This window comes from Pseudohaliea sp., assembly GCF_054552115.1.
Map to the genome: position 1 here is coordinate 69398 of NZ_JBTOLW010000009.1, position 19748 is coordinate 89145.

The following is a 19748-nucleotide window of genomic DNA, read 5'->3' on the forward strand; positions in this document are numbered from 1 at the left end:
CATGGCATCCCCGTATTCTCCCGACACCGACTACTTCGCCGAGCTCGGCGTTTACGGTTTCGGCTCACTCCAGCTGCCGCTGCTCACGGCCCTCGTCACCGAGGACCCGCTGCTGCTCATCGGCGATTGCGGCACCGGCAAGACCTACCTGTTGAACCGCATCAGCGAGGCCCTCGGCCTCGAGCACCGGCACTACAATGCGAGCCTTGTCGCCTTCGACGACCTCGTGGGCTTCCCGTACCCGGATGACGACCGCACGGAAGTGCGCTTCCTGCAGACGCCGGCAACGGTGTGGGGCGCCGAGTCCGTCCTGATCGATGAGATCAGCCGCTGCAAGCCGGAGCACCAGAACCGGCTGTTCTCGCTGGTGCACGAGCGGCGGGTGCAGGGCCTGCTGCTGGAAAAACTGCGCTACCGCTGGGCGGCCATGAATCCCTGCGGCCCGGATCAGGATGGAGGCACGGCCTATGCCGGCAGCGAGCCTTTGGATCCGGCCCTGGCGGACCGCTTTGCGCTGGTCGTCAGCGCCGGGGACTGGGCCAGCTACGACGAAAGCGCACGCCGCAGCATCGCTGACCCTGGCGCATCGGGCCTGACAGACCCGGGCAGCCTGGCTGGCGCTATCAGCGACTGGCGGAGTGCGTTTGCCGTCCGCATCGCCCATGTGTCTGCCCGCCAGCTAGACTACGCCACGGCCTGGGTGACTGCGCTCAACGATGCCGGCGTGCGCATATCGCCGCGCCGGGCGCGCCTGCTTACCCGGAACCTGTGTGCGGCCTCGGTCATTGACGGTGACTTTACCGAGGGGGTGGCCAGCGCCATCACCGCTGTGTCGCTTCCGCAGCCCGCGTGGGGAGAAAGGGTAGCGCCGGAGACCCTCGCTGCGGCCCACCGGCTCGCCTGGCAGGCCGCTACCCTCGAGGGAGATGCGCAGTGGCTGCACCGCTTTCTCATGGCGGGCCCGCTGGCGGAGAAAGTGAAGCTACTGCACGAGAGCTGCCCCGACCCTGATACAGGCTCCCTGGCCGTGGAACAGCTGCTCGCCAGCGAGACCCGCGAGCGTGCCGCCGCCTTCGCCCTAGCGCTGTACCCGGCTGCGGTCGAAGGGGCTTTCTGCCTCGGTGCGGAGGGCGTTGCAGACCTTGCCCGCCTGGCGGGGCCGATGCTGCGGATCCACACAAAGGTGAGCTGGCGGGAGCCGGGCAGCGGCCCGCGGCTCGCAGCCCATCCCGACCGCACCCGGTTCCAGCGGGTGATCGGCGCGCTGCGCGGCGCACGGGCGGCGAGGGCGCGGCAGCTCCTTTACTGGTGCGTGGTGCACAGGGTGCCGGTGGCGGACCCGGAGGGCCTGGAGAAAGAACTCGAGGCCTGCGTCCGCGTAGTTCGCAGCGTGCGGCGGGCGGCGTGATGATCGAACTCGACCGTATTGAGCCGCGGCGGGCGAACATGGGCGGCCCCATGAGTCGCGCCCGGGACGAGGTGCTGCGGGCGATCGTGGTGGGTCGCGATGCCGATGCCATCCACTGCCCGCAGGTGTGCCAGGTGTGCATCGACTGGGGAGGGGAAGCACCCGTGTCAGCGCTGCCCCGCCTGTTCGCGCGCCACGGCATCGAGGATCCGGAGGCGCTGCGCACGCTGGCTACGGCCCCCGCGCGGCCGCTTCTCTGCGAGGCTCGCCCGCGTAAATATGCGCCGAAGCTTTCCATCGATGAACCCGGCCAGCAGGCCGAGGTGCTCACCGCCGTACTCATCCTTGCCCTCGCGACGGACCACCTCTACGACCCGGCGCGACCCCTCCTGCTTCTCGACAGTCGCCTCGAGCGCAACCTCTTCCTCTACGACGGGGAGGGCTTCTACGCATGAAGGAGAGCGCCTTTCGCGCCCTGCTTGGTGCAATGATCGACGAGAACCCGCTGGCTGTGCGCGCCCTGCTGCGCATCGTGAGCGTCGAGTTCACGGACACCGTGCCGACACTGGCGGTCACCGTCGAGGAGCGCCCCCGGCTGCTGGTGAACCTCGCCTTCATTGCGCGCCACTGCGCCAACGAGACCCAGGTGAAGGCCGTGGTGCTCCACGAGTTCCTGCATGTGTTGCTCCGCCATACGGAGCGCTTTACACCCGGTGATATCGCGCAGCATCTCGCCTTCGACGCGGTGATCAACGCAATCATCCACCGCAGCCTTGGCCCGGATTACAGCGCCATGATGGCGGCCTACTACGCGGACGTTGCATGGCCCTGGAAGCTGCTGCGCCCACCGCTCGACGAGGAGCGCTACGGAGGAGGGCCGCGCCACCACCTGCTGGCGCCCTGGCGCGATCTGTATGCGGGCCGTCTCTGCGCGGACGACATCGGGGCGCTGGCGCGCCAGCTGAAGCCGCGCACCCGCAGCCCGAAGCGTGTGCTTCTCGGAGGCCATCAGCGCTGCGAGGCTTCACGGATTGCCAAAGCTTCGCCTGCGCTGGGCGAAGCGCTGGATCGCGCACTTCGCGCCATGAACGGCCACGGTATCTGGCGCGGCCCGCGGCGTGGTGTGGGACCGCGTGCCCGAAGCCTGCGTGAGGCTGCCGCGAGCACGGCCCGGAAACGCTGGCGCCGGCAGGTGAGGCGTATCCTCGAGCAGCACCTGCAACCCGATCTGGAAGGGGCGCGAAGCTGGGTCCGCACCGATGATGCGCAACTGCCGGTGCTGAACGCCAGCGACCGCCGGGCCTTCAGCCGCGCCCTGTGGAGCCCGCTGCTGCCCGCCGTCGCCTGGCCCTCCGAGCGGCAGCGCCCCACCGGCCGCGCGCACGTCTACCTGGACGTGAGCGGCTCCATGAACGCCGAGATGCCTGAACTCATTGCGCTGCTGAACAGCCTTGGCCGCTACATCCGTCGACCGTTCTGGGCCTTTTCAGACAAGGTCTCCCCGGCGCTGATCAGAAACGGGGTGCTGGAGACAGACAGCTCCGGCGGCACCACCATGGCCTGCGTGCTGCGCCACCTGGCTCGCCACCGACCACCGGCGGCAGTCGTGTTGACAGATGGCTACATAGAGTCGCTCGAGCCGGCGCAAGTGAAGGATGCCTGTGCCACTGCGCGCCTGCACGCCATCGTCACGCGCAACGGCAGCGCACAGGCGCTTCGAGACGCCGGCATCCCCTACACGCAACTGGGAGGACTCCCGCAATGATCCGTTACGCCGAGATGGTGCTCCCCGGGCACCCGGACAAGTTCTGTGACTATGCCGCCGAGGCGATCGTCGAGGCCTGCCACGCCATTGACGATGACGCCTACTGCCAGGTCGAGATGGCCATCTGGCAGCGGAGGGTGTTCCTCACCGGCGGACTCTGCACCCGACGCCCGCTGCCGCAGACCCCGGAGCAACTCGTGCGCGAGACCGCCAGGCGCATCGGCTACCGCAAGGGCCACCCGGATCACCACGCTGCCTTACAGATAGACAGCCACGTCTGCGTGGAAGTGGGCGATCCGTCTCAATGGAGCCGCTTCGCCAATGACCAGTGCATCGCCGTGGGTTACGCTGGTTATGATGAAAAAGTCGATTTCCTGCCGCCGGAACACTGGCTGGCCCGCCAGTTCCACGACGCGCTGTGGGAAGCCTGCCGGCAGGGCGCGCTCGAGCACTGCGGCCCCGACGGCAAGCTCCTCCTGACCCTGCGCGAGAGCACCGACCGGTGGGACCTGGAGGAGATCCTGGTGAGCCTGGTTCACCCGCACGCGCTGGCCATCGACGAGCTGGCGGCCAGGCTCGAGGCCGTGCTGGGCAGCCACTATCGAAAGCTGGCGTACCGGGACCGGCGCTGGGCAGCGGCCTGGGAGGATGTGAAGTTGCTGGTGAACCCGAATGGACCCTGGCACGACGGGGGCAGCGTGGACGACAACGGCCAGACGGGCAGGAAGCTCGCCATGGATCATTACGGCACGCGTGTGCCCATCGGGGGCGGGGCGCTTTTCGGCAAGCACCGGCAGCACATAGACCGGGTCGCAGCGAAGCAGCTACGAAAGCGTGCGCTCGCTATGCATTCCTTTGGTAGCTCTCAAGAATCAATCGTGCTCGACCGCTGGGTGCCGGGGCAGCCACTGGATGAGGGCAATTCGGTCCGCAATGAAAAGCGAGATGAGATGCCGACTGAAGATGTGCTCGCTTAGGTGACTTGTATGTTCGTACAGCATTTACGAATGCAACACCGGGTCTAAGCTCTGTTCTTGGATAATCGATCGAGGCAGATAAACATGGCGTCCTGGAACAGCCTCAGCGATCTCGAACCCATCATTGAGCGTGGCTACCGTGATCTGGGGTATGCCGATTTAGCGGGCCTCGGTTACCGCTTTCTGTCGTCCCCGGAATCGACCTTGTGGTCAGATCACATGATTATGTCGATCAACCCCGCTGGGAACCGGCCCGACTTCGACAATGATTCGATGTTCACGGAAGAAGGCACGAGCGCCTTTGTGCACGAACGCTGGCTAGCTGCACCAGTCGGCAGCAGCAAGCTGCAGCAGCAATATCAGGCGTTGTTCCGCTTTCTGGGATGGGATCCACTGACCGTTTTACAAGCCCCGTTCTCGCCCTATCGGTATCCGAGTTGGGGCAAGCTGCCCGCTGGAGTCAGAGACCAGACGCTTGATTTCTGCCTCAGCCAAATCTGGCGTCCGTACTTTGCTACCCACTGTCCGACGAAGATCATTTGCGTAGGGAAACCCCAACTTGAAAGTATGATCGCGGCAATTCCCCATCAACTCGTTGAGCAGGCGTCAGTACCCACCGGCTGGAACAACCGCGCGTGCGACACGGCGAGCCTGTATGTCTTCGACAACGGCTGTCGAATAGTACAGATACCGCACCTCTCCAGATTCGGAATCATGACCGCGCCTGTGTGTCAGGAATACCTGCCGCGGATTTTCGCGGCTGTAGCGGGGGACTGATCGGATGAAACTCCTCGATACAAACCGGGATTGCCAGGAACTTGGAATGCCTCCCGACGCAGAAACCGACTATGTCAGCCGAATTTGAGGAGCACTATGAACGCCTGAAAGCCCGCCAGCGCTCGGAGCGGGATGGCTATCCCGAATCGCTTGGGCTGCGAGTCCATCGGGCGCTTTCCTGGTTGAACCGTGCAGAGCAGTGCGGCGACGACGTTGACGCCCGATTCATTTTTCTCTGGATCAGTTTTAATGCCGCCTATGCCCAGATGCTATCAATGGATGATAGGGCGCCCGAGACGGCCAAAGCGACGGCATTCGTGGAAAAACTGGTCAAGCTCGATGATCGGGGTTCGCTGCACAACCTTCTGTGGAACGAATTTCCTGGATCTATCCGAGTGCTGCTTGGCAACCACTACATTTTTCAGCCGTTCTGGGACGCGCACTCGAGTCTGACTTCGGCTGACGATTGGAAGCAGGCCTTCGAGGTCTCAAACGGATTCGCTCGCAAAGCGCTTGGGAAAGGCGACACCGCGGCGCTTCTCAGTGTGGTGTTGTCACGCCTTTACACGCTCCGGAACCAACTCGTCCATGGCGGCGCCACCTGGAACAGTAGCGTCAATCGCGACCAACTCAGGGATTGCACTCGCCTGCTCGGCCAACTCGTTCCCGCCATCATCGAGATCATGATGGACCACCCCGCGACGCTGTGGGGGGATGCGTGCTACCCCGTCGTTTGAGGACCCCGTGCACCCACAGAACTTTTGCGTGCACGATCGCTCGGCACTGGTGTAGAGTGACGAAATGCAACACTATGTTACATGACTCAGGGCCACAGGATTTGGCGATAAAGCTTCAAAATATCAAATACTTATCTCTCAGCGATGTGCTGGGTGAGATCGGTATCACCCGCCAGACCCTCTGGCGCTGGCGCCAGGAAGGCAAGGTCCCGGCGGGGCACCGGTTGCGGAACCGGATGGTGGTCTTCAGCCCAGAGGAAGTCGAAGAAATCAGGGCCTATGCAAACCAGCTGGAGCCCATCGCATCGCCTGCTGGCGCGATGCCCCAGTTGAGCCTGTTCGCTCGCGCCAACAATGGCGCCGGAGGAAAACCGTGACCCACAAACCTGCTGTAGTCCTTTTGAGCGGTGGCCTCGACTCCACCACGGCACTCGCCATTGCGCAGGCAGAGGGGTATGACTGCCACGCATTGTCGTTCCGTTACGGGCAGCGACACTCCCACGAGTTGGAGGCCGCAGCGCGCGTTGCGGCATCTGCGGACGTTAAGCAACACGTGGTTGCGGACATCGACCTGCGGGTTTTCGGTGGCTCCGCGCTCACGGCAGATATCGACGTACCGAAGGATCGGGGCTCGGAGGAAATGTCCGAGGGCATCCCGATTACCTACGTGCCTGCCAGAAACACCGTGTTCCTCTCCTTCGCACTCGCCTGGGCCGAGGTGCTGCAGGCCAGCGATGTGTTTATCGGCGTGAATGCGCTCGATTATTCCGGTTACCCCGATTGTCGCCCGGAATACATCGATGCCTACGAAAGAATGGCCAACCTGGCCACGAAAGCGGGGGTCGAGGGCACGCAGAAGCTCAAGATCCACACACCGCTTATCAATCTCACCAAGGCGCAGATCATCGAGAAAGGCCTGTCCCTGGGTGTGGACTACGGACTCACCAGTAGCTGCTACGATCCTGGACCCGATGGACGGCCCTGCGGGGCCTGCGATTCCTGCCTGTTGCGGGCCAAAGGGTTTGCGGAGGCGGGCTTTGCGGATCCCTTGATCGAGCGGGCGTCGGTCGTCGCATGACTGAGCGCTTGCTTTACAGTGCCGCTGCGCCGTTCGAGGCGGCCCGCGCCGTCTCGATCCTGCCGCAGGGCCATCGCGCGAGGAACCTACACGGCCACAGTTTTGTAGCGCGCGTTCGCGCTGAAGTCCCTGACGGCTGGGCTCCTTTCCCCGGTGACGAAGCAGCTACTTTAAGCGATGCTATTCTGTCGAGCGTGGCGCCACTGGATTACCAGCTGCTCAATGACCACCTGGCGACACCCACCGATGAGAATCTAGCCCGCTGGATCCGGGAGCGCTTGGATCTGCCCGGCATCGAGTTTGTCGGCGTGCAGAGCACCAAGGACCAGGGCGCAGACCTCGATCACGACAATCAAGCTCACGTCTGGCGGCGCTTCCGTTTTGAGGCCGCCCACCAACTCCCCAACGTGCCGGAAGGACACCAGTGCGGCCGCATGCATGGGCACGGCTTTGAGGTGATCTTGCACGCGAACCAGGCACTGAATGGCGACGACATGGGCGTCGATTTCGACCGGCTCGGCGAAATCTGGATGCCCTATCACCAGCAGCTGCACATGCGCTGCCTGAACGACATCCCAGGCCTGGAGAACCCCACCAGCGAGATGTTGGCCGCATGGCTATGGCAACGCATCAAGCCGGTGCTTCCGGAGCTCTCCTGGATTACGGTGTATGAGACGGTCACCGCCGGCTGTCACTATGACGGGCAGCATTACCGTATCTGGAAGGAGTTCCGCTTTGAGAGCGCGGTATCCCTGGCGCGCGCGCCCGACGGCCACGCCGCGCGACAGCTGCACGGGCACAGCTACCTCAGCCGCTTGCACTTGACGGCGCCCCTCGACGACGTGCTGGGCTGGACGGTGGATTACGGTGATGTGAAGGCGATCTTCAAGCCCACCTACAACCGCCTCGATCACTATTGCCTGAATGAGCTGCCAGGGCTTGAACACAGTGACGTGGCCAGCCTGCTGCGCTGGATCAAGGGGAACATCGCGCCTGAACTGCCAGCGCTGGACCGCATCGACCTCTTCGAGACACCGGGCTGCGGTGCGCTGTTGAGCTGGGGGGAGCAGCCCCCCGCATTGCCGACGTGACGTTATGACCTACTCGATCAAGGAGATCTTCTACACCATCCAGGGCGAAGGCTTTCATGCCGGTCGTGTGGCCGTCTTCTGCCGCTTTGCCGGCTGCAACCTCTGGTCTGGCCTCGAACGCGATCGGGCGTCGGCCGTGTGCAACTTCTGCGATACGGAGTTCGTGGGCACCGATGGCGTGGGTGGTGGGAAGTTCCGCACCGCTGATGCACTCGCGGATCGCATTGAGTCGGTCTGGCTGGCGGGGAATGGAGGCAAAGACGGTCGTTTTGTCGTCTGTACGGGGGGTGAGCCCCTACTGCAGCTGGATGATGACCTGGTGGATTCGCTGCACGCACGCGGGTTCTACATTGCTGTCGAAACTAATGGCACGCAGGCCGCTCCGCAGGGCGTCGATTGGCTGACGGTCAGCCCGAAAGCGAATGCGCAAGTGGTTCTAACACGCGGCAACGAAATGAAGCTGGTCTATCCGCAGATGCTGGCGCAACCGGAGGCGTTTGCCGGTCTCCAATTCGAGCATTTCTTTCTGCAGCCCATGGATGGCCCGTCGGTTGCGCAGAATACGCAGGCTGTGCTCGATTACTGCCGGGCGCATCCCCAGTGGCGGGTCAGTGTGCAGGCGCACAAGGTACTGGGGATTCCCTGACGTTGAGAAGAACGGAGGAGCGTCGATGGATGATTCGGTAACCCTGGAGGTTGAGGGGCAGGGCGGCGCGACAGCCTACCGTTCAGAAAACCCGCTCGACGACGTGCAGAGCCACCAGGACGATCGGCAGGTGCCCATAGAACGGGTGGGGGTATCGGGGCTGCGCTATCCCATTACGGTGCTCGACAAGCGCAGCGAGGTGCAGAATACCGTCGCGACGCTGAATCTCTCCGTTGGGCTGCCCCACGAGGCGAAGGGCACACACATGAGCCGGTTCGTCGAAGTGATTGAGCGGCACCGCGGGGAGCTTACAGTCCGAACGCTCCACGCAGTGCTGGATGACCTGCGATCAACGCTGGATGCCGATTCGGCGCAGATCGATGTGCAGTTTGACTATTTCCTCGAGCGCTCCGCGCCGGCGAGCAGAGCGACCGCGCTCATGGACTATCACTGCGAGTTCGTGGGGCGTTTGTCGCAGGATGAGTTTGATTTTGTCTTGTGTGTACAGGTGCCGGTCACGAGCCTCTGTCCTTGCAGCAAAGCCATCAGCGACTATGGGGCACACAACCAGCGCGGGGTGATTGCGATTCAGTGTCGCTCAGAGGAAATCGTTTAGATCGAAGACCTGATTGAAGTGGCCGAGGCCTCTGCCTCGTCGCCCGTTTATCCACTGATCAAACGGGATGATGAGCGCTTCGTCACGATGCAGGCCTATGACAATCCTGTTTTCGTCGAGGATATGGTAAGGAATGTTGCCGTGAAGCTCCGCCGGGATGAACGCATTACCTGGTTCCGGGTCCGCGCCGAAAACTACGAGAGCATTCATAACCATAACGCCTTTGCTGAGGTGAGTGAGGCACGTTGATGGAGAACATTCAGCCGATCATCGATATGCTCGAGCGAGATGATGCGCTGGAATTTGACGAGGATGCGCACACTTACACAGATGAGCAGGATCCCGTTGCCGTTGACTGGCCTGCCGTTTTTCCCACGGCGAGCTTAGGAAAAGGTAACCGAGACTGGGAACTGCTTGACGACCCGTGGCGGGACGAAATCCCTGAGGTTATTGTTGGTGAAGTGTTGGAGGGCCGCAGCGGTACGTCGAGTATTGCACCGAGTGAGAGACGTGAGTTCCCGGCGGATGTCGAAGATAGCGAAGGTGCCATTTGGGATGTGTGTGCCTGGTATCAGCCGATTCACTTTTTCGCGCACGACTGGGGAATTTTTGTCCGCGAAGACTGCCTGATCAGCCTGGCCGCCAGGATCGCGCCCCACACCGGTGTTCCGCTAGCTGCTCTTGACTATCGCTCACGGCAGATGCTCACGAAAGCCTGCCTTCGAGCGGCGTTTGCGGCCTTTTTTCTGCACGAACACTTCCACCATAAGGTTGAGTGCCTTGGTTTGCGACTCCACGTGGTCCAGGGGGCTTCTGCCTATCTGCCTTACAAGCGTAAAGTCTATCGCCCTCATTACCTGACCGACGACTGTCTTGAAGAAGCACTTGCCAACGCTGATGCCTATCGCCGGCTTTCAACGCAGCCCTACAGCTCGATCATGGGCCCGACGGTTCGCCGAGCCATCAAGAGCCTGCTCAAGACCACTTATCCATCCGAACCTCCTGGCTACAGGCGCGCCGACTGCTACTTGGCGGAGGGTGCCTTCTCGGCTGGCGAGAATCAGCTACAGGGGCAAGTGAAGGAAGCGAGGCTGAAACCCGCTCAACCTAAAGCTGACTGGGATGCGGCGAAGCGTTTGCTGCAGAGCTACTACAGCCTACGCTCGGACATCTACACAGTTGTTCCCAAAGGCGGGCGGCCGATTCTGCCGGCGAAGGTGCTTCCCAAAACGTGCAGCGCCGATGACATGGTCAAGATTTATCGGGCTCGGGGTTATTCGGTTGTGCCGGGCGGGAAAGGCTCTCATGTAAAGCTCAAGAAACCCGGTTCGCCAACGATGATTCTGCCCGGCAACAGAAAAGACCTTTCACCCGGGGTGCTCAGTAACGCCCTCAAAAATCTGGGCGACTACACCATTGACGACATCGATCGACTCCTACGGGCTGCTTGAGTTGTCTCTTATAGAGGTCCATTTGTGAGAATTCTGGTTGTTTCATCCTGCACTGGAGAGAAGTCAGTCACCCACGAGAAAGCGCTGACGAAAGAGGACTTTGCCCTAGGCAAAAGTCACGTGAAGCGACGTGAAAAGTCGCTGGCTAGCTCCCTGAGGCCGGCCGGAGAGCTCTACAGCGGGCTGCAGCACCAGCGACTGATGCGGGGCATTGGAGCGCTTCAGGGTCACAAGAAAATCGAAGTGGATTTCTGGATTCTTTCTGCAGGCTATGGACTAGTCCCGGCCTCGCAAAAACTCGCACCTTACGAGACCACGTTTGCGGGGATGAAGAAACCCGAGTTGCAAAGCTGGGCAAACCAATTGCAGGTTCCGCGGCAATTTCGAGACTTGGTCGCACAGCCCTATGACCTGGGCGTTGTGCTTTTGGGCAATGACTACCTGCAGGCGTGCAGCCTAGACGATCAGATTCACCTTGGCGGCCCCACACTCTTTCTGACCGGTAAGGCGTCTGCGGCGCGCATGCCGCGGATTCGAGGCGCGAGGGCCCTGGTGCTCTCGAATGCGGAGGCCAAGCGGTATCGGTGTGGTCTGGTTGGACTTAAGGGTGAGATCGCGGCGCGGCTGCTTGAGAGTATCGCAAACAACCCTGACTTGGCGCAGCAGGTTGCCGATCCAGGAGCAGATGTTTTTCACCTTTGCGATGATAATGGCACCACTTCTGCCTCCAGCCCGAAGGCGCAACCCAACCCCCTTGTCGATAAGGTGATCAAGCTTTCAAAGTGTTGGCTTGAAAAGCCACACAGATCCAAGCTGCGTTATTTCATACCAGAGTGGGACGATCTGGTTGATCCGGATTTTGATTTTGATACCGATACGCATTCAGGGGGCACTGGTGATTGGTCCAACCAAGTATACGCCCACCAGATGTACCCAACACCAAACTACGATGGAATCCTAATTTCTAAGGTTGTCGCTGAGAAGTCGAAAAAGAAGAAGGAGCGTATAAACACGCTCGGCGTGCATCGTTTTTTACGGGTCCCACGTGATTTTCCTGTAATGGGAGATTGTGGCGCCTTCGGTTACATCCAGGACAAGAACCCACCCTACACAACTCCCGAGATCGTCGACTACTACAGTCGCTTGAATTTTGATTACGGAGTGTCAATAGACCATCTCTGTGTATCGGGCAACCGAGACGAATGGGGACACCGCTATCAGTTAACCATCGAAAATGCTGCGGACTTTATTCGTGAGCATCGCTCGCAGAACCTTCATTGGACGCCTATCGGTGCGGTGCAAGGTTGGAGTCCAAAAACCTATGCTGAGGCGGCCGCGCAGATGGCTAAGATGGGTTACGAATACTTGGGACTGGGTGGGCTGGTCAGGTCGACAACGAGGGAAATCAACGAGATTGTTTACGCAGTACGTCAGCGAGTTCCAGAAAAGGTACAAATTCATGTATTTGGAGTCGCCCGAGCAAGCGCGGTACCAGATTTCCGGGAGCTGGGAGTTAACTCGGTAGACAGTGCGGGTGCACTTAGGCAAGCATGGATGCGAACAGCTCAGTCCTATCTCTTGGACGGCGAGGCCTATGCAGCAATAAGGATACCAGAGGCAGGCAAGAGCTTCCGTGCGAAACATATGGAGAAGAGTGGACTTAGCGGACGACAAATTCTAGAGCTGGAGCATGAGGCTCTTACAGCGATTCGAGGCTTTGATGCTGGCACTGTCTCGCTGGACAAATGCCTTGCGGCGCTGCTGAATTACGATCGGTTTGTGACGAGCGAACGGGCCGATATGGAGCCTCTATATCGTCGTGTACTAAAAGAGCAGCCCTGGAAAAAGTGTGGTTGCGCTATCTGTCAAAATGCTGGGGTGGAGGTCATTATCTTTCGCGGTAACAATAGGAACCGTCGTCGTGGATTCCATAATACCTATGATTTCTACAGATCTTTTCAGAAGGCAGTGCAGCACGGAAGGAGTGACATTCTTGATGAGATGAACCTCCGACAGGCGAGTCTTTTTGACTCGGAGGACGAAATCAATGCCGATTGATTTCGCGGTCAGGCGCGCAGCGCGCGAGCAAATTGCCGCTATGGCGATGGATATGGCGAGATGGGAGAACTCGCCGCGGGTCTCCGACGCGGAGCGGCGTTCCATTAGCGAGCGAATCATGGGATATGAGCCTGCCCTTGACCTTGTAGGCACGCTCTATTGCGGCGTGGATGGCACTGGAGATTACCCAGTGTTGGGCTACGCAGATTCGTTTGTATACGCCACAAAAGCGCAATGCGTCCAGTACGAAGCCGGCGGACAACAAGGACTCAGGCAAGTCGCGCCGCCAATGCCTCCGGTTTTCAACACAGCATGGATTCCAGAAGCGCCCGAGTCCCTTCGTCATGAACGATTTGATATGGCGTTGGAGGCAATGGTCGGGATGGCTCTTGAGACGATTATCGAGGAGTCTGACTACGCAGAGATCAAGTTTGCCGTGTTAGGAAAACGATATTCGACGGCACAGACATTAGCTAATCTCATACGTCCGCACGCCCATGATTCGGGGAACATCGGTATCCAATTCCGGTCAGTAGGCGAGTTGTCCGCTTTAGCTCGAGTCATCAAAGAGGGACGTTACTCCGATATAGCACTTATGGACGGCACTCTCTCACTTCCAATGGTAAGCCGTGACCGGCTAAGTCTGTTTTATGAGCACCTAAAACGTTGGTGCTGCGTAAAGGCGCGGGATCAAGGGATGGTGCCTGTATGGCTGAGCAAGTCGCATGGGCTGCCTGGTATTGAATCAATTGAAGGCATAGCGGCTGAGGTTCTGGGGAAAACTAACCCTTCGCATTGGTTTATTCGACTCCCGCTGGATTCGACAGACTGGTGTCTAGATATCGCTGGGCAGCGAAATCTCCCTCCTGCTGGTGCAGTAACCTATCTCTGGCGAACGCATGTCGCTATGCCCGTTTTTCGCGTCGATCTTGATCGGGTTTATTGGGGCAATGTCATACAAGATGAATCTGACTCCCACACGAGAGAAAACGAGATCAAATTCTTCAAGCAGCTCGACTACGCGAGTCGAGACATGAGGTGTCACGGGTACCCGTACCCGATCAAGGCGGCGCATGATGACGCCCATTGGACGAGCCAGGATCGCGTAATTCTTAGGAAGCAGATCATCGATGCTGCCGTCGCCGCAGGCATGAAGCGCAGCGCGTTCACTAGCGCAGGCCAGAAGACCGGGCATGGATGAAGAGGAATGTACATCGTTGAATAGCTTGCAAGACATCATTTCGTCGCTGGGCGGCTCTGCAGAGCGATTCGGGGTGCTTGCCGAAAGCTCAACTACGCAGCTACGCGTTATCGCGAGAAACAACGATGTGGCAGTCGGCGATCTCTTTCTAATACCGAGTCATCGGGGGTCGGAGCGTGTATACGTTTTTCGTACTACTCAGTACGCAAACGTTATGAACCGAACCTTAGAGATGAGTGACGTTGCTCGAAGCAAGCTGACGCTCCCAGATGCGTATTTCTCTGAGGACCTTGCCGAAGAAACGCTCCTCGAGCTATCTGGGCTTCTGCTTGGCTACGCAGAGGTGCGGTGTGCAGGAGGTTGGGAGTTCCTTCGCCCCCGACGACTCCCAGATCACCTGGCTGACGTGTATCGGGTAGATCCAGCTAACCCCCAGATCTCCATCGTCATGCAAGCGTTGCTGCAAGCTCAGCTAGGGGATGTCAATCAAGACCTAGTGTTGGGCACCCTGCTGGCTGGAGAGCAGTGCATTGATAATGTTCCTGTGACTTTGCCGGTAGCAGCGCTGAGCCACCATCTGGGCATCTTCGGTCGCACGGGCTCAGGAAAGTCAAACCTCATGATGGTGCTGATAAAGGCGGTTTTCGAGCACAACCGTCTGCGACATGCTGGATGTCGTAAGAGTCGCGCCGCCTCAATTTTGGCCATAGACCCACATGACGAGTTCCGAACCTGGCATTCGAGCATCGGTGGCGCAGATGGTGTGAGAGGCTTGGTCAACAGCCTTGATGACGAGGAGCGCATAGATCTGGTTGATCCCTTTTACTATCTGGCTGCTCGTGAGGTCAATGCACCATGTGAGCTCCAAGTCCGTTTTAGCCGGGCCGATATCGCTCCCGAAGACCTAATCAGTATTATGGACTTCAGCGAGCAGCAAGCAGCCTTTTGTCAGACCATCTATGCCCGTCTGGGCGAAGAGTGGATCTCGTCATTGCTTCGTGGGGAGGTGCCGGCCACTGAAGGCGAGGCAGAATATCTCCCCGGGACTGTAGCCGCCGTTCAGCGGCGATTGGGCTTTTTGGAAAAGAGCCGCACCCGTTTGGTGGGGCGATTTCTCCCAGGGGTTTTCGACTACGAGAGCCAGTTACCCGATCTACTTTGTGCCTTGGAGCAGGGGCGGGTGATCATTGTGGACACCACACTCCTCAGCGAGCTCGAGCAATTCTTGTTCACTACTGTGGTTGCGCGAACTCTATTTGCCGTACGCAAATCTTTACGCAGTGCGCCCGATGCGGCGGGTTTACCACGCTCTATCCAGCTTGCGTTGGCGCACGATGCCGACCCGCCAGGCAGCCTGGGACAGAAAAGCCTAGCTGATGAGTTGGTAAAACGACTGAGCGATGGTCGTTTGCCTTATGTGGCGAACAGGAAGCCGCGGAGCATAGATGAGCTGCCTCATGTGAACTTGGTCATCGAAGAAGCTCCGAGCATTTTAAACCCAGCTCGGCTGAAGTTCGGCTCAGTGTTTCGTGATATTTCACGCCAGGGACGCAAGTTTGGCATCGGCCTGTCGGTGATTAGTCAGCAAGTAACCGCGATTGATCCCGGTGTTCTAACCCAGCTCAGTACGGAGTTTACCATGGGGCTGGGGAATGAAGACGAGCGGCGGGCAGCTATACGAAATGCCAGTGGAGATCTGTCAAGTTTCGAGAGGGAGTTGCTTTTGCTCGGGAAGGGGCAAATTGTGTTGACGACCACCTTCAACGACGTCCCATTGCCGGTACAAGTACCTTCCTACGACATAACGGAAGCTTAGGGAAATGGCTGGTGAGAAGAAAGGGAAAGCCTATGAAGCCCTCGTTCATGTCGCACTAGAGCAGCTTGTTGCCACGAAGAAGCTTGCGGGTCCGCTCCATTGGAACGTCACCCCAAAAGACATGAGTATCGAGCCGGATTTCATGACTGGAGCGGACCCGGATGATCCGAAAACTATATTGCTTTTGAACCATAGTGGTTCCGCCAAGGAGTCAGAAAAGAAGATGTGGCGGAATCTTGGTGAATTGGTGGAAGCCAAGACTGTTCTGCCAACGATGCCGAGGGTTTATTGCCTGACATTTGGCATCATTAAGACTGATTTGGAACCTATCCAGCAGCACGCTTTTGATCAGTTCGTCTGGGTTCGTCAAGCAACCCATAGTTGGGCCAACGAATTGGATGCCTTTGTCTCTGGCTGCGTGCTCACTTTTCCGACGGGAAAGGATAATCAGACCGAATTCATGCGCGAAGAGCTAAAGCGCTCCTCGGCTACAGCAAAATCGGCCTATCGGAAGCTCAAGGCGTTGCTCGATGCGATGTATAAGGCCAAGTCGGTAGCACTAGACAATATGTGGACGGATCACCGGGCGAGAGCTATTCCGGCTGCCCCCGGAGCGAGAAATACCTCTCTGCGACGTGGCATTAGCAAGTTGAACTTGTTCCCAGATATCAGGGCTGCACATAAAGCATTTATGTCTAATTCTATGCTTGGGCCTGATGCAGCAAGCCTTCAAGTGCTTGACTTGGTCGTAAAGCGGCCTGCAGGAATATTCCCTTCTTTGGATCCGGAAGTGAAGAGTGCGTGTGCATTAGTATCTGAAGCAGAGGCAGTGGCAATTTGCGATAAAAAAACGCACACCGAAGGCTTTGTTTCTCAAGCTGATAAAGTAAAGAACATCAGTCTACTCGCAGTCTTGGTTCAATGGTGTAACTCGAATTGGACGAAACTAAGCACAGCTTCAGGAATGAAAGCAGTTCTCCAAGCGCAGCACAAAGATCCTTCAAGAGGGCTCACTATTCCGATGGGGTGTAGTCCACCCACGCAAATTTGGATAATGGATGTGATTGGGGCGGTGTTGCGTGGTGCGGCTGGGCTGAACCAGGGTTTTGGACTGAGTTCATTTACCAAGCATAAGAACGCAAATTCAAAAAAAATCGGGAATATGCCAGTCGGCGACTGGTGTGCTCGATTTATGACAGGCTACTTCACAAGGCGTCGCGGGTTTATTGCGCCCGCTGAAGCAATAGATTTTGTTGCGCAGGCGTTATCTGAAGCAGCAAAGTTGGCGGCCGCACAAACCGTTAGTGCGAATGTGATTGTGTCCGCTTATATCGCAAAAGAGTTCGAAGCGGTGTATCTAACCCACCGAGGTTTTGAGCCGATTTGGACTTTGTTGAAGTATCACCAAAAAGACCTGAAGAAGGTCAGCATATCGACGTGTTTTGCAGAATCAGCGAACATCAACAGTCAAGCAGGGCGGACAACGCTGGCGCAAGTGAATAGCACATTGATCAACTGGCAGTCATGCTCTGATGCGGGTCGGGATCATAAAAAAAAGGAGCTTTGTGGGCGGGCTATTGGTCTTCGTTACCACTGGAACGGGAAGGCGTTTGTGCGCAGGCCAGGAATCCAGAAAATGGTATTGGTCTTGGACGGAACATGGCGCCAGAATGACCTCAAATCGCTTCTTCGTGCGGGCTGGGACGAGATTTTCTATCCAGATGAAATGAACCATTTGGCGAAGGCGATCGTATGAGCGTCGATTATCAAGGGAACTTTCTCCCAGCTTACGATCAGGCCTTTGTTAAGAACGGGACTCCTCGTCCACGTCCGAACGCTGAACAGACAAACGGGATCATCTCGCCCGCCACTGCTCCGACGTATCTTGTCGCCGGACCAGGCACAGGTAAGACTACTGTCCTGACACTGCGAATTCTGAAGCTAGTAACCTGCGATCAGATTCCGCCAGGCGCCATTCTGGCGACTACCTTCACCGTCAAAGCAGCTGCAGAGCTCCGATCTCGAATCCTAGGGTGGGGCTATCCGCTGATCGAGGCCTTGCTCGCGGATGGCTCGCTTTCCGGAGCCGACCGTTTGTGGCTGGAGTCGGTCGACCTTAATCAGGTTGTTACCGGCACTCTGGACAGCCTGTGCGAGCAGGCCTTGAATCAGCATCGCGCGCCGGGTTTGCAGCCTCCGGTGATGATCGACACTTTTCTTTCGAATACTGTCATGGTCCGACAAGGCCTCTTCCCCAACAATCTGCACTCCGACGGTGATGTTGATGCTTGGCTACTTGGTCTGCGGAACGACGCCAAGTTTGGCTGGAACCTCGGAGCAAAACGCGACCTGATGATGAGCCTATGGGACCGGCTTCATCAGGACCAGGTTGGGGTGGGTCGATTGGGTTCTGCAGCTGTGCCTGCAAATGTCTCCACGGTGGTTCAAACGACCCTCAACGACTATCAGCAGTTTCTGTCGAGCCGCGGATGGCTCGACTTCGCGATGCTCGAGCACGAGACGCTCGAACGTCTGCGTGCGGGCGACCTGGATGACTGGGCTAAGTCGTTTCAGGTGGTGCTCGTCGATGAATATCAAGATTCGAACCTGTTGCAAGAGCAGATCTATTTCACGCTTTGCAAGCGCAGTGGCGCAGCGTTAACTGTGGTTGGTGATGACGACCAGAGCCTATATCGGTTTCGTGGGGCGACGGTTGAGATCTTTACTGAGTTTCCCAAGCGGTTTGCTAAGTTCTTCCGCCAGCCCGCGCCTGCCCCAATCTTCTTGAACACCAACTACCGGAGTACGAGTCAGGTCATTCAATTTGTTAACGACTTCATCGTCCGAGACCTTAGCTATCAGAAGGTGAGGGTGGCAGCGAAGCCGCCCATTGCCGAGCCGCAGCCCAAGCCTGGGTTGCCGATTCTGGGCATCTTTCGCGACACCCTGGCCGAGTTAGCGGATGACGTTGCCGACTTTCTGAGGCAGGTAAACGGCAGAGGCTATCGCCTTCCGGACGGAACGGTTCTGAAGTTAGGCGCCGGCGGGCAGCTTGGTGATTGTTGTCTTCTTGCCAGCTCCCCCCAGGAGTACAAACCAACCCCGATGCCTACAGCTCGCAATCCCGACCCGGAGCCAGAAGCGCGCCTACCCGGCCTGCTGCGAGAGGCACTCGATCAGCACAACCTGCCTGTGTTCAATCCGCGGGGCCGCCCTTTGGCGGATTTGCTGATTGTTCAGCAGCTGGGTGGTTTGCTTCTGGAGGCTCTGGATCCTCGTGGGATGGTGCAGGCCACCGATACTGTCCAGAAACGCATCGGTTCTGATGCGAGGCGGCACTTTCCAACATGGCGCGATGAGGGGAGACTCCTCGCACGCAGCAATCCAGCCCTGAAGGCATTAGTCGACGGCTGGGCCAGCCGTAATCCTGGCCGGTCCGGTTACGTCTGGCCCAACAGCGTTTCGGTGCTGGAACTTCTCTATGGCATCGTGCACTACCTGCCGGAGCTACACGATGATCCCGAGGGGCAGGTTTACCTAGAGGTGTTCACACGCCAGCTGACTGCAATGAGTCTCTTTTCCGGTTTCGAAGGCAGGGTCGTCTCTGACCCGTCCAAGCCAGACCTTTGTGAGGCCTCTGTGCGAGATCTATTGTGCGATTGGCTCGCTCCGATTGCAGACGGGGTTGTAGATGTCGACGAGGAGATGCTCGGGAGCTTTCCTAGTGGTTATCTGCCTGTGCTCTCCATTCACCAGTCGAAAGGACTGGAGTTCCCCTTAGTCCTCGTCGATGTAGGGGCCGATTTTAAATCCAACCACCATGCGCATAGGTTTAAGCGGTTCCCGAAGGAGGGTGGCGCTAGTCACAACCTAGAAGACCTACTGCGACCGCTCTCTGGTCTCAAGGGTACTACCAAGCGCAGTGGGATGGATCGCGCCTTTGACGACCTAGAAAGGCTCTATTTTGTTGCGTTCAGTCGCGCGCAAGAGGTGTTGGTTCTCGTTGGGCTCAACAAGACCCGACCCGACGGCGGAACGATTCCTAATGTGGCCTCGGGATGGGATCGTAACGAAATCCCCCACGGTACGAGCTGGCCGATCACCTATCTCGATTGAGGGCGTCCGCG

Annotated in this window: 16 protein-coding genes and 1 pseudogene; all 17 read left to right on the forward strand. The window is 58.5% G+C overall.

Features of this window, described 5'->3' with window-relative positions:
- Window position 1: 1 nt before the first annotated feature.
- On the forward strand, window positions 2-1408 hold the full coding sequence (locus ACX93N_RS06695) for an AAA family ATPase (protein ID WP_459427626.1): 1407 nt from the start codon (window positions 2-4) through the stop codon (window positions 1406-1408).
- A complete protein-coding gene (locus ACX93N_RS06700) occupies window positions 1405-1863 on the forward strand; it encodes a hypothetical protein (protein WP_459427627.1) in 459 nt (152 codons plus the stop codon). The genes ACX93N_RS06695 and ACX93N_RS06700 overlap by 4 nt, the downstream gene beginning before the upstream one ends.
- Complete coding sequence (locus ACX93N_RS06705; RefSeq protein WP_459427628.1) at window positions 1860-3173, forward strand: hypothetical protein; 1314 nt, start codon at window positions 1860-1862, stop codon at window positions 3171-3173. Before ACX93N_RS06700 ends, ACX93N_RS06705 begins: the two co-directional genes overlap by 4 nt.
- On the forward strand, window positions 3170-4150 hold the full coding sequence (locus ACX93N_RS06710) for a methionine adenosyltransferase domain-containing protein (RefSeq protein WP_459427629.1): 981 nt from the start codon (window positions 3170-3172) through the stop codon (window positions 4148-4150). The genes ACX93N_RS06705 and ACX93N_RS06710 overlap by 4 nt, the downstream gene beginning before the upstream one ends.
- An 84-nt stretch (window positions 4151-4234) precedes the next feature.
- The gene (locus ACX93N_RS06715) at window positions 4235-4927 is read left to right on the forward strand and encodes a hypothetical protein (protein ID WP_459427630.1); all 693 of its coding nucleotides are present in this window, start codon (window positions 4235-4237) and stop codon (window positions 4925-4927) included.
- A 71-nt stretch (window positions 4928-4998) separates the two neighbouring features.
- Complete coding sequence (locus ACX93N_RS06720; protein ID WP_459427631.1) at window positions 4999-5664, forward strand: hypothetical protein; 666 nt, start codon at window positions 4999-5001, stop codon at window positions 5662-5664.
- A 101-nt stretch (window positions 5665-5765) separates the two neighbouring features.
- A complete protein-coding gene (locus tag ACX93N_RS06725) occupies window positions 5766-6041 on the forward strand; it encodes a helix-turn-helix transcriptional regulator (protein WP_459427632.1) in 276 nt (91 codons plus the stop codon).
- Complete coding sequence (queC, locus tag ACX93N_RS06730) at window positions 6038-6742, forward strand: 7-cyano-7-deazaguanine synthase QueC (RefSeq protein WP_459427633.1); 705 nt, start codon at window positions 6038-6040, stop codon at window positions 6740-6742. Before ACX93N_RS06725 ends, queC begins: the two co-directional genes overlap by 4 nt.
- The gene (locus ACX93N_RS06735) at window positions 6739-7833 is read left to right on the forward strand and encodes a 6-carboxytetrahydropterin synthase (RefSeq protein WP_459427634.1); all 1095 of its coding nucleotides are present in this window, start codon (window positions 6739-6741) and stop codon (window positions 7831-7833) included. The genes queC and ACX93N_RS06735 overlap by 4 nt, the downstream gene beginning before the upstream one ends.
- A 4-nt stretch (window positions 7834-7837) precedes the next feature.
- Window positions 7838-8479, forward strand: coding sequence for a 7-carboxy-7-deazaguanine synthase (gene queE / locus ACX93N_RS06740; protein WP_459427635.1), 642 nt, complete (start codon window positions 7838-7840; stop codon window positions 8477-8479).
- Window positions 8480-8504: 25 nt separating this feature from the next.
- Window positions 8505-9344 (forward strand): annotated as a pseudogene (folE2, locus tag ACX93N_RS06745) (GTP cyclohydrolase FolE2).
- Window positions 9344-10546, forward strand: a complete 1203-nt coding sequence (locus ACX93N_RS06750; protein ID WP_459427636.1) for a type II toxin-antitoxin system HicA family toxin — start codon at window positions 9344-9346, stop codon at window positions 10544-10546. The pseudogene folE2 and the gene ACX93N_RS06750 overlap by 1 nt, the downstream one beginning before the upstream one ends.
- A 120-nt stretch (window positions 10547-10666) precedes the next feature.
- Window positions 10667-12604, forward strand: a complete 1938-nt coding sequence (gene dpdA / locus ACX93N_RS06755) for a tRNA-guanine transglycosylase DpdA (RefSeq protein ID WP_459427637.1) — start codon at window positions 10667-10669, stop codon at window positions 12602-12604.
- Entirely contained in the window at window positions 12594-13805 is a 1212-nt protein-coding gene (locus tag ACX93N_RS06760) for a hypothetical protein (RefSeq protein WP_459427638.1), read from the forward strand. Before dpdA ends, ACX93N_RS06760 begins: the two co-directional genes overlap by 11 nt.
- Window positions 13798-15621: an ATP-binding protein gene (locus ACX93N_RS06765; protein ID WP_459427639.1), complete on the forward strand. Its 1824-nt coding sequence runs from the start codon at window positions 13798-13800 to the stop codon at window positions 15619-15621. The genes ACX93N_RS06760 and ACX93N_RS06765 overlap by 8 nt, the downstream gene beginning before the upstream one ends.
- A gap of 4 nt (window positions 15622-15625) precedes the next feature.
- Window positions 15626-17377 carry a hypothetical protein gene (locus tag ACX93N_RS06770; protein ID WP_459427640.1) on the forward strand — a complete coding sequence of 584 codons (1752 nt, stop codon included), beginning with the start codon at window positions 15626-15628 and terminating at the stop codon, window positions 17375-17377.
- On the forward strand, window positions 17374-19737 hold the full coding sequence (locus ACX93N_RS06775) for a UvrD-helicase domain-containing protein (protein ID WP_459427641.1): 2364 nt from the start codon (window positions 17374-17376) through the stop codon (window positions 19735-19737). The genes ACX93N_RS06770 and ACX93N_RS06775 overlap by 4 nt, the downstream gene beginning before the upstream one ends.
- The last annotated feature ends 11 nt before the right edge of the window (window positions 19738-19748 follow it).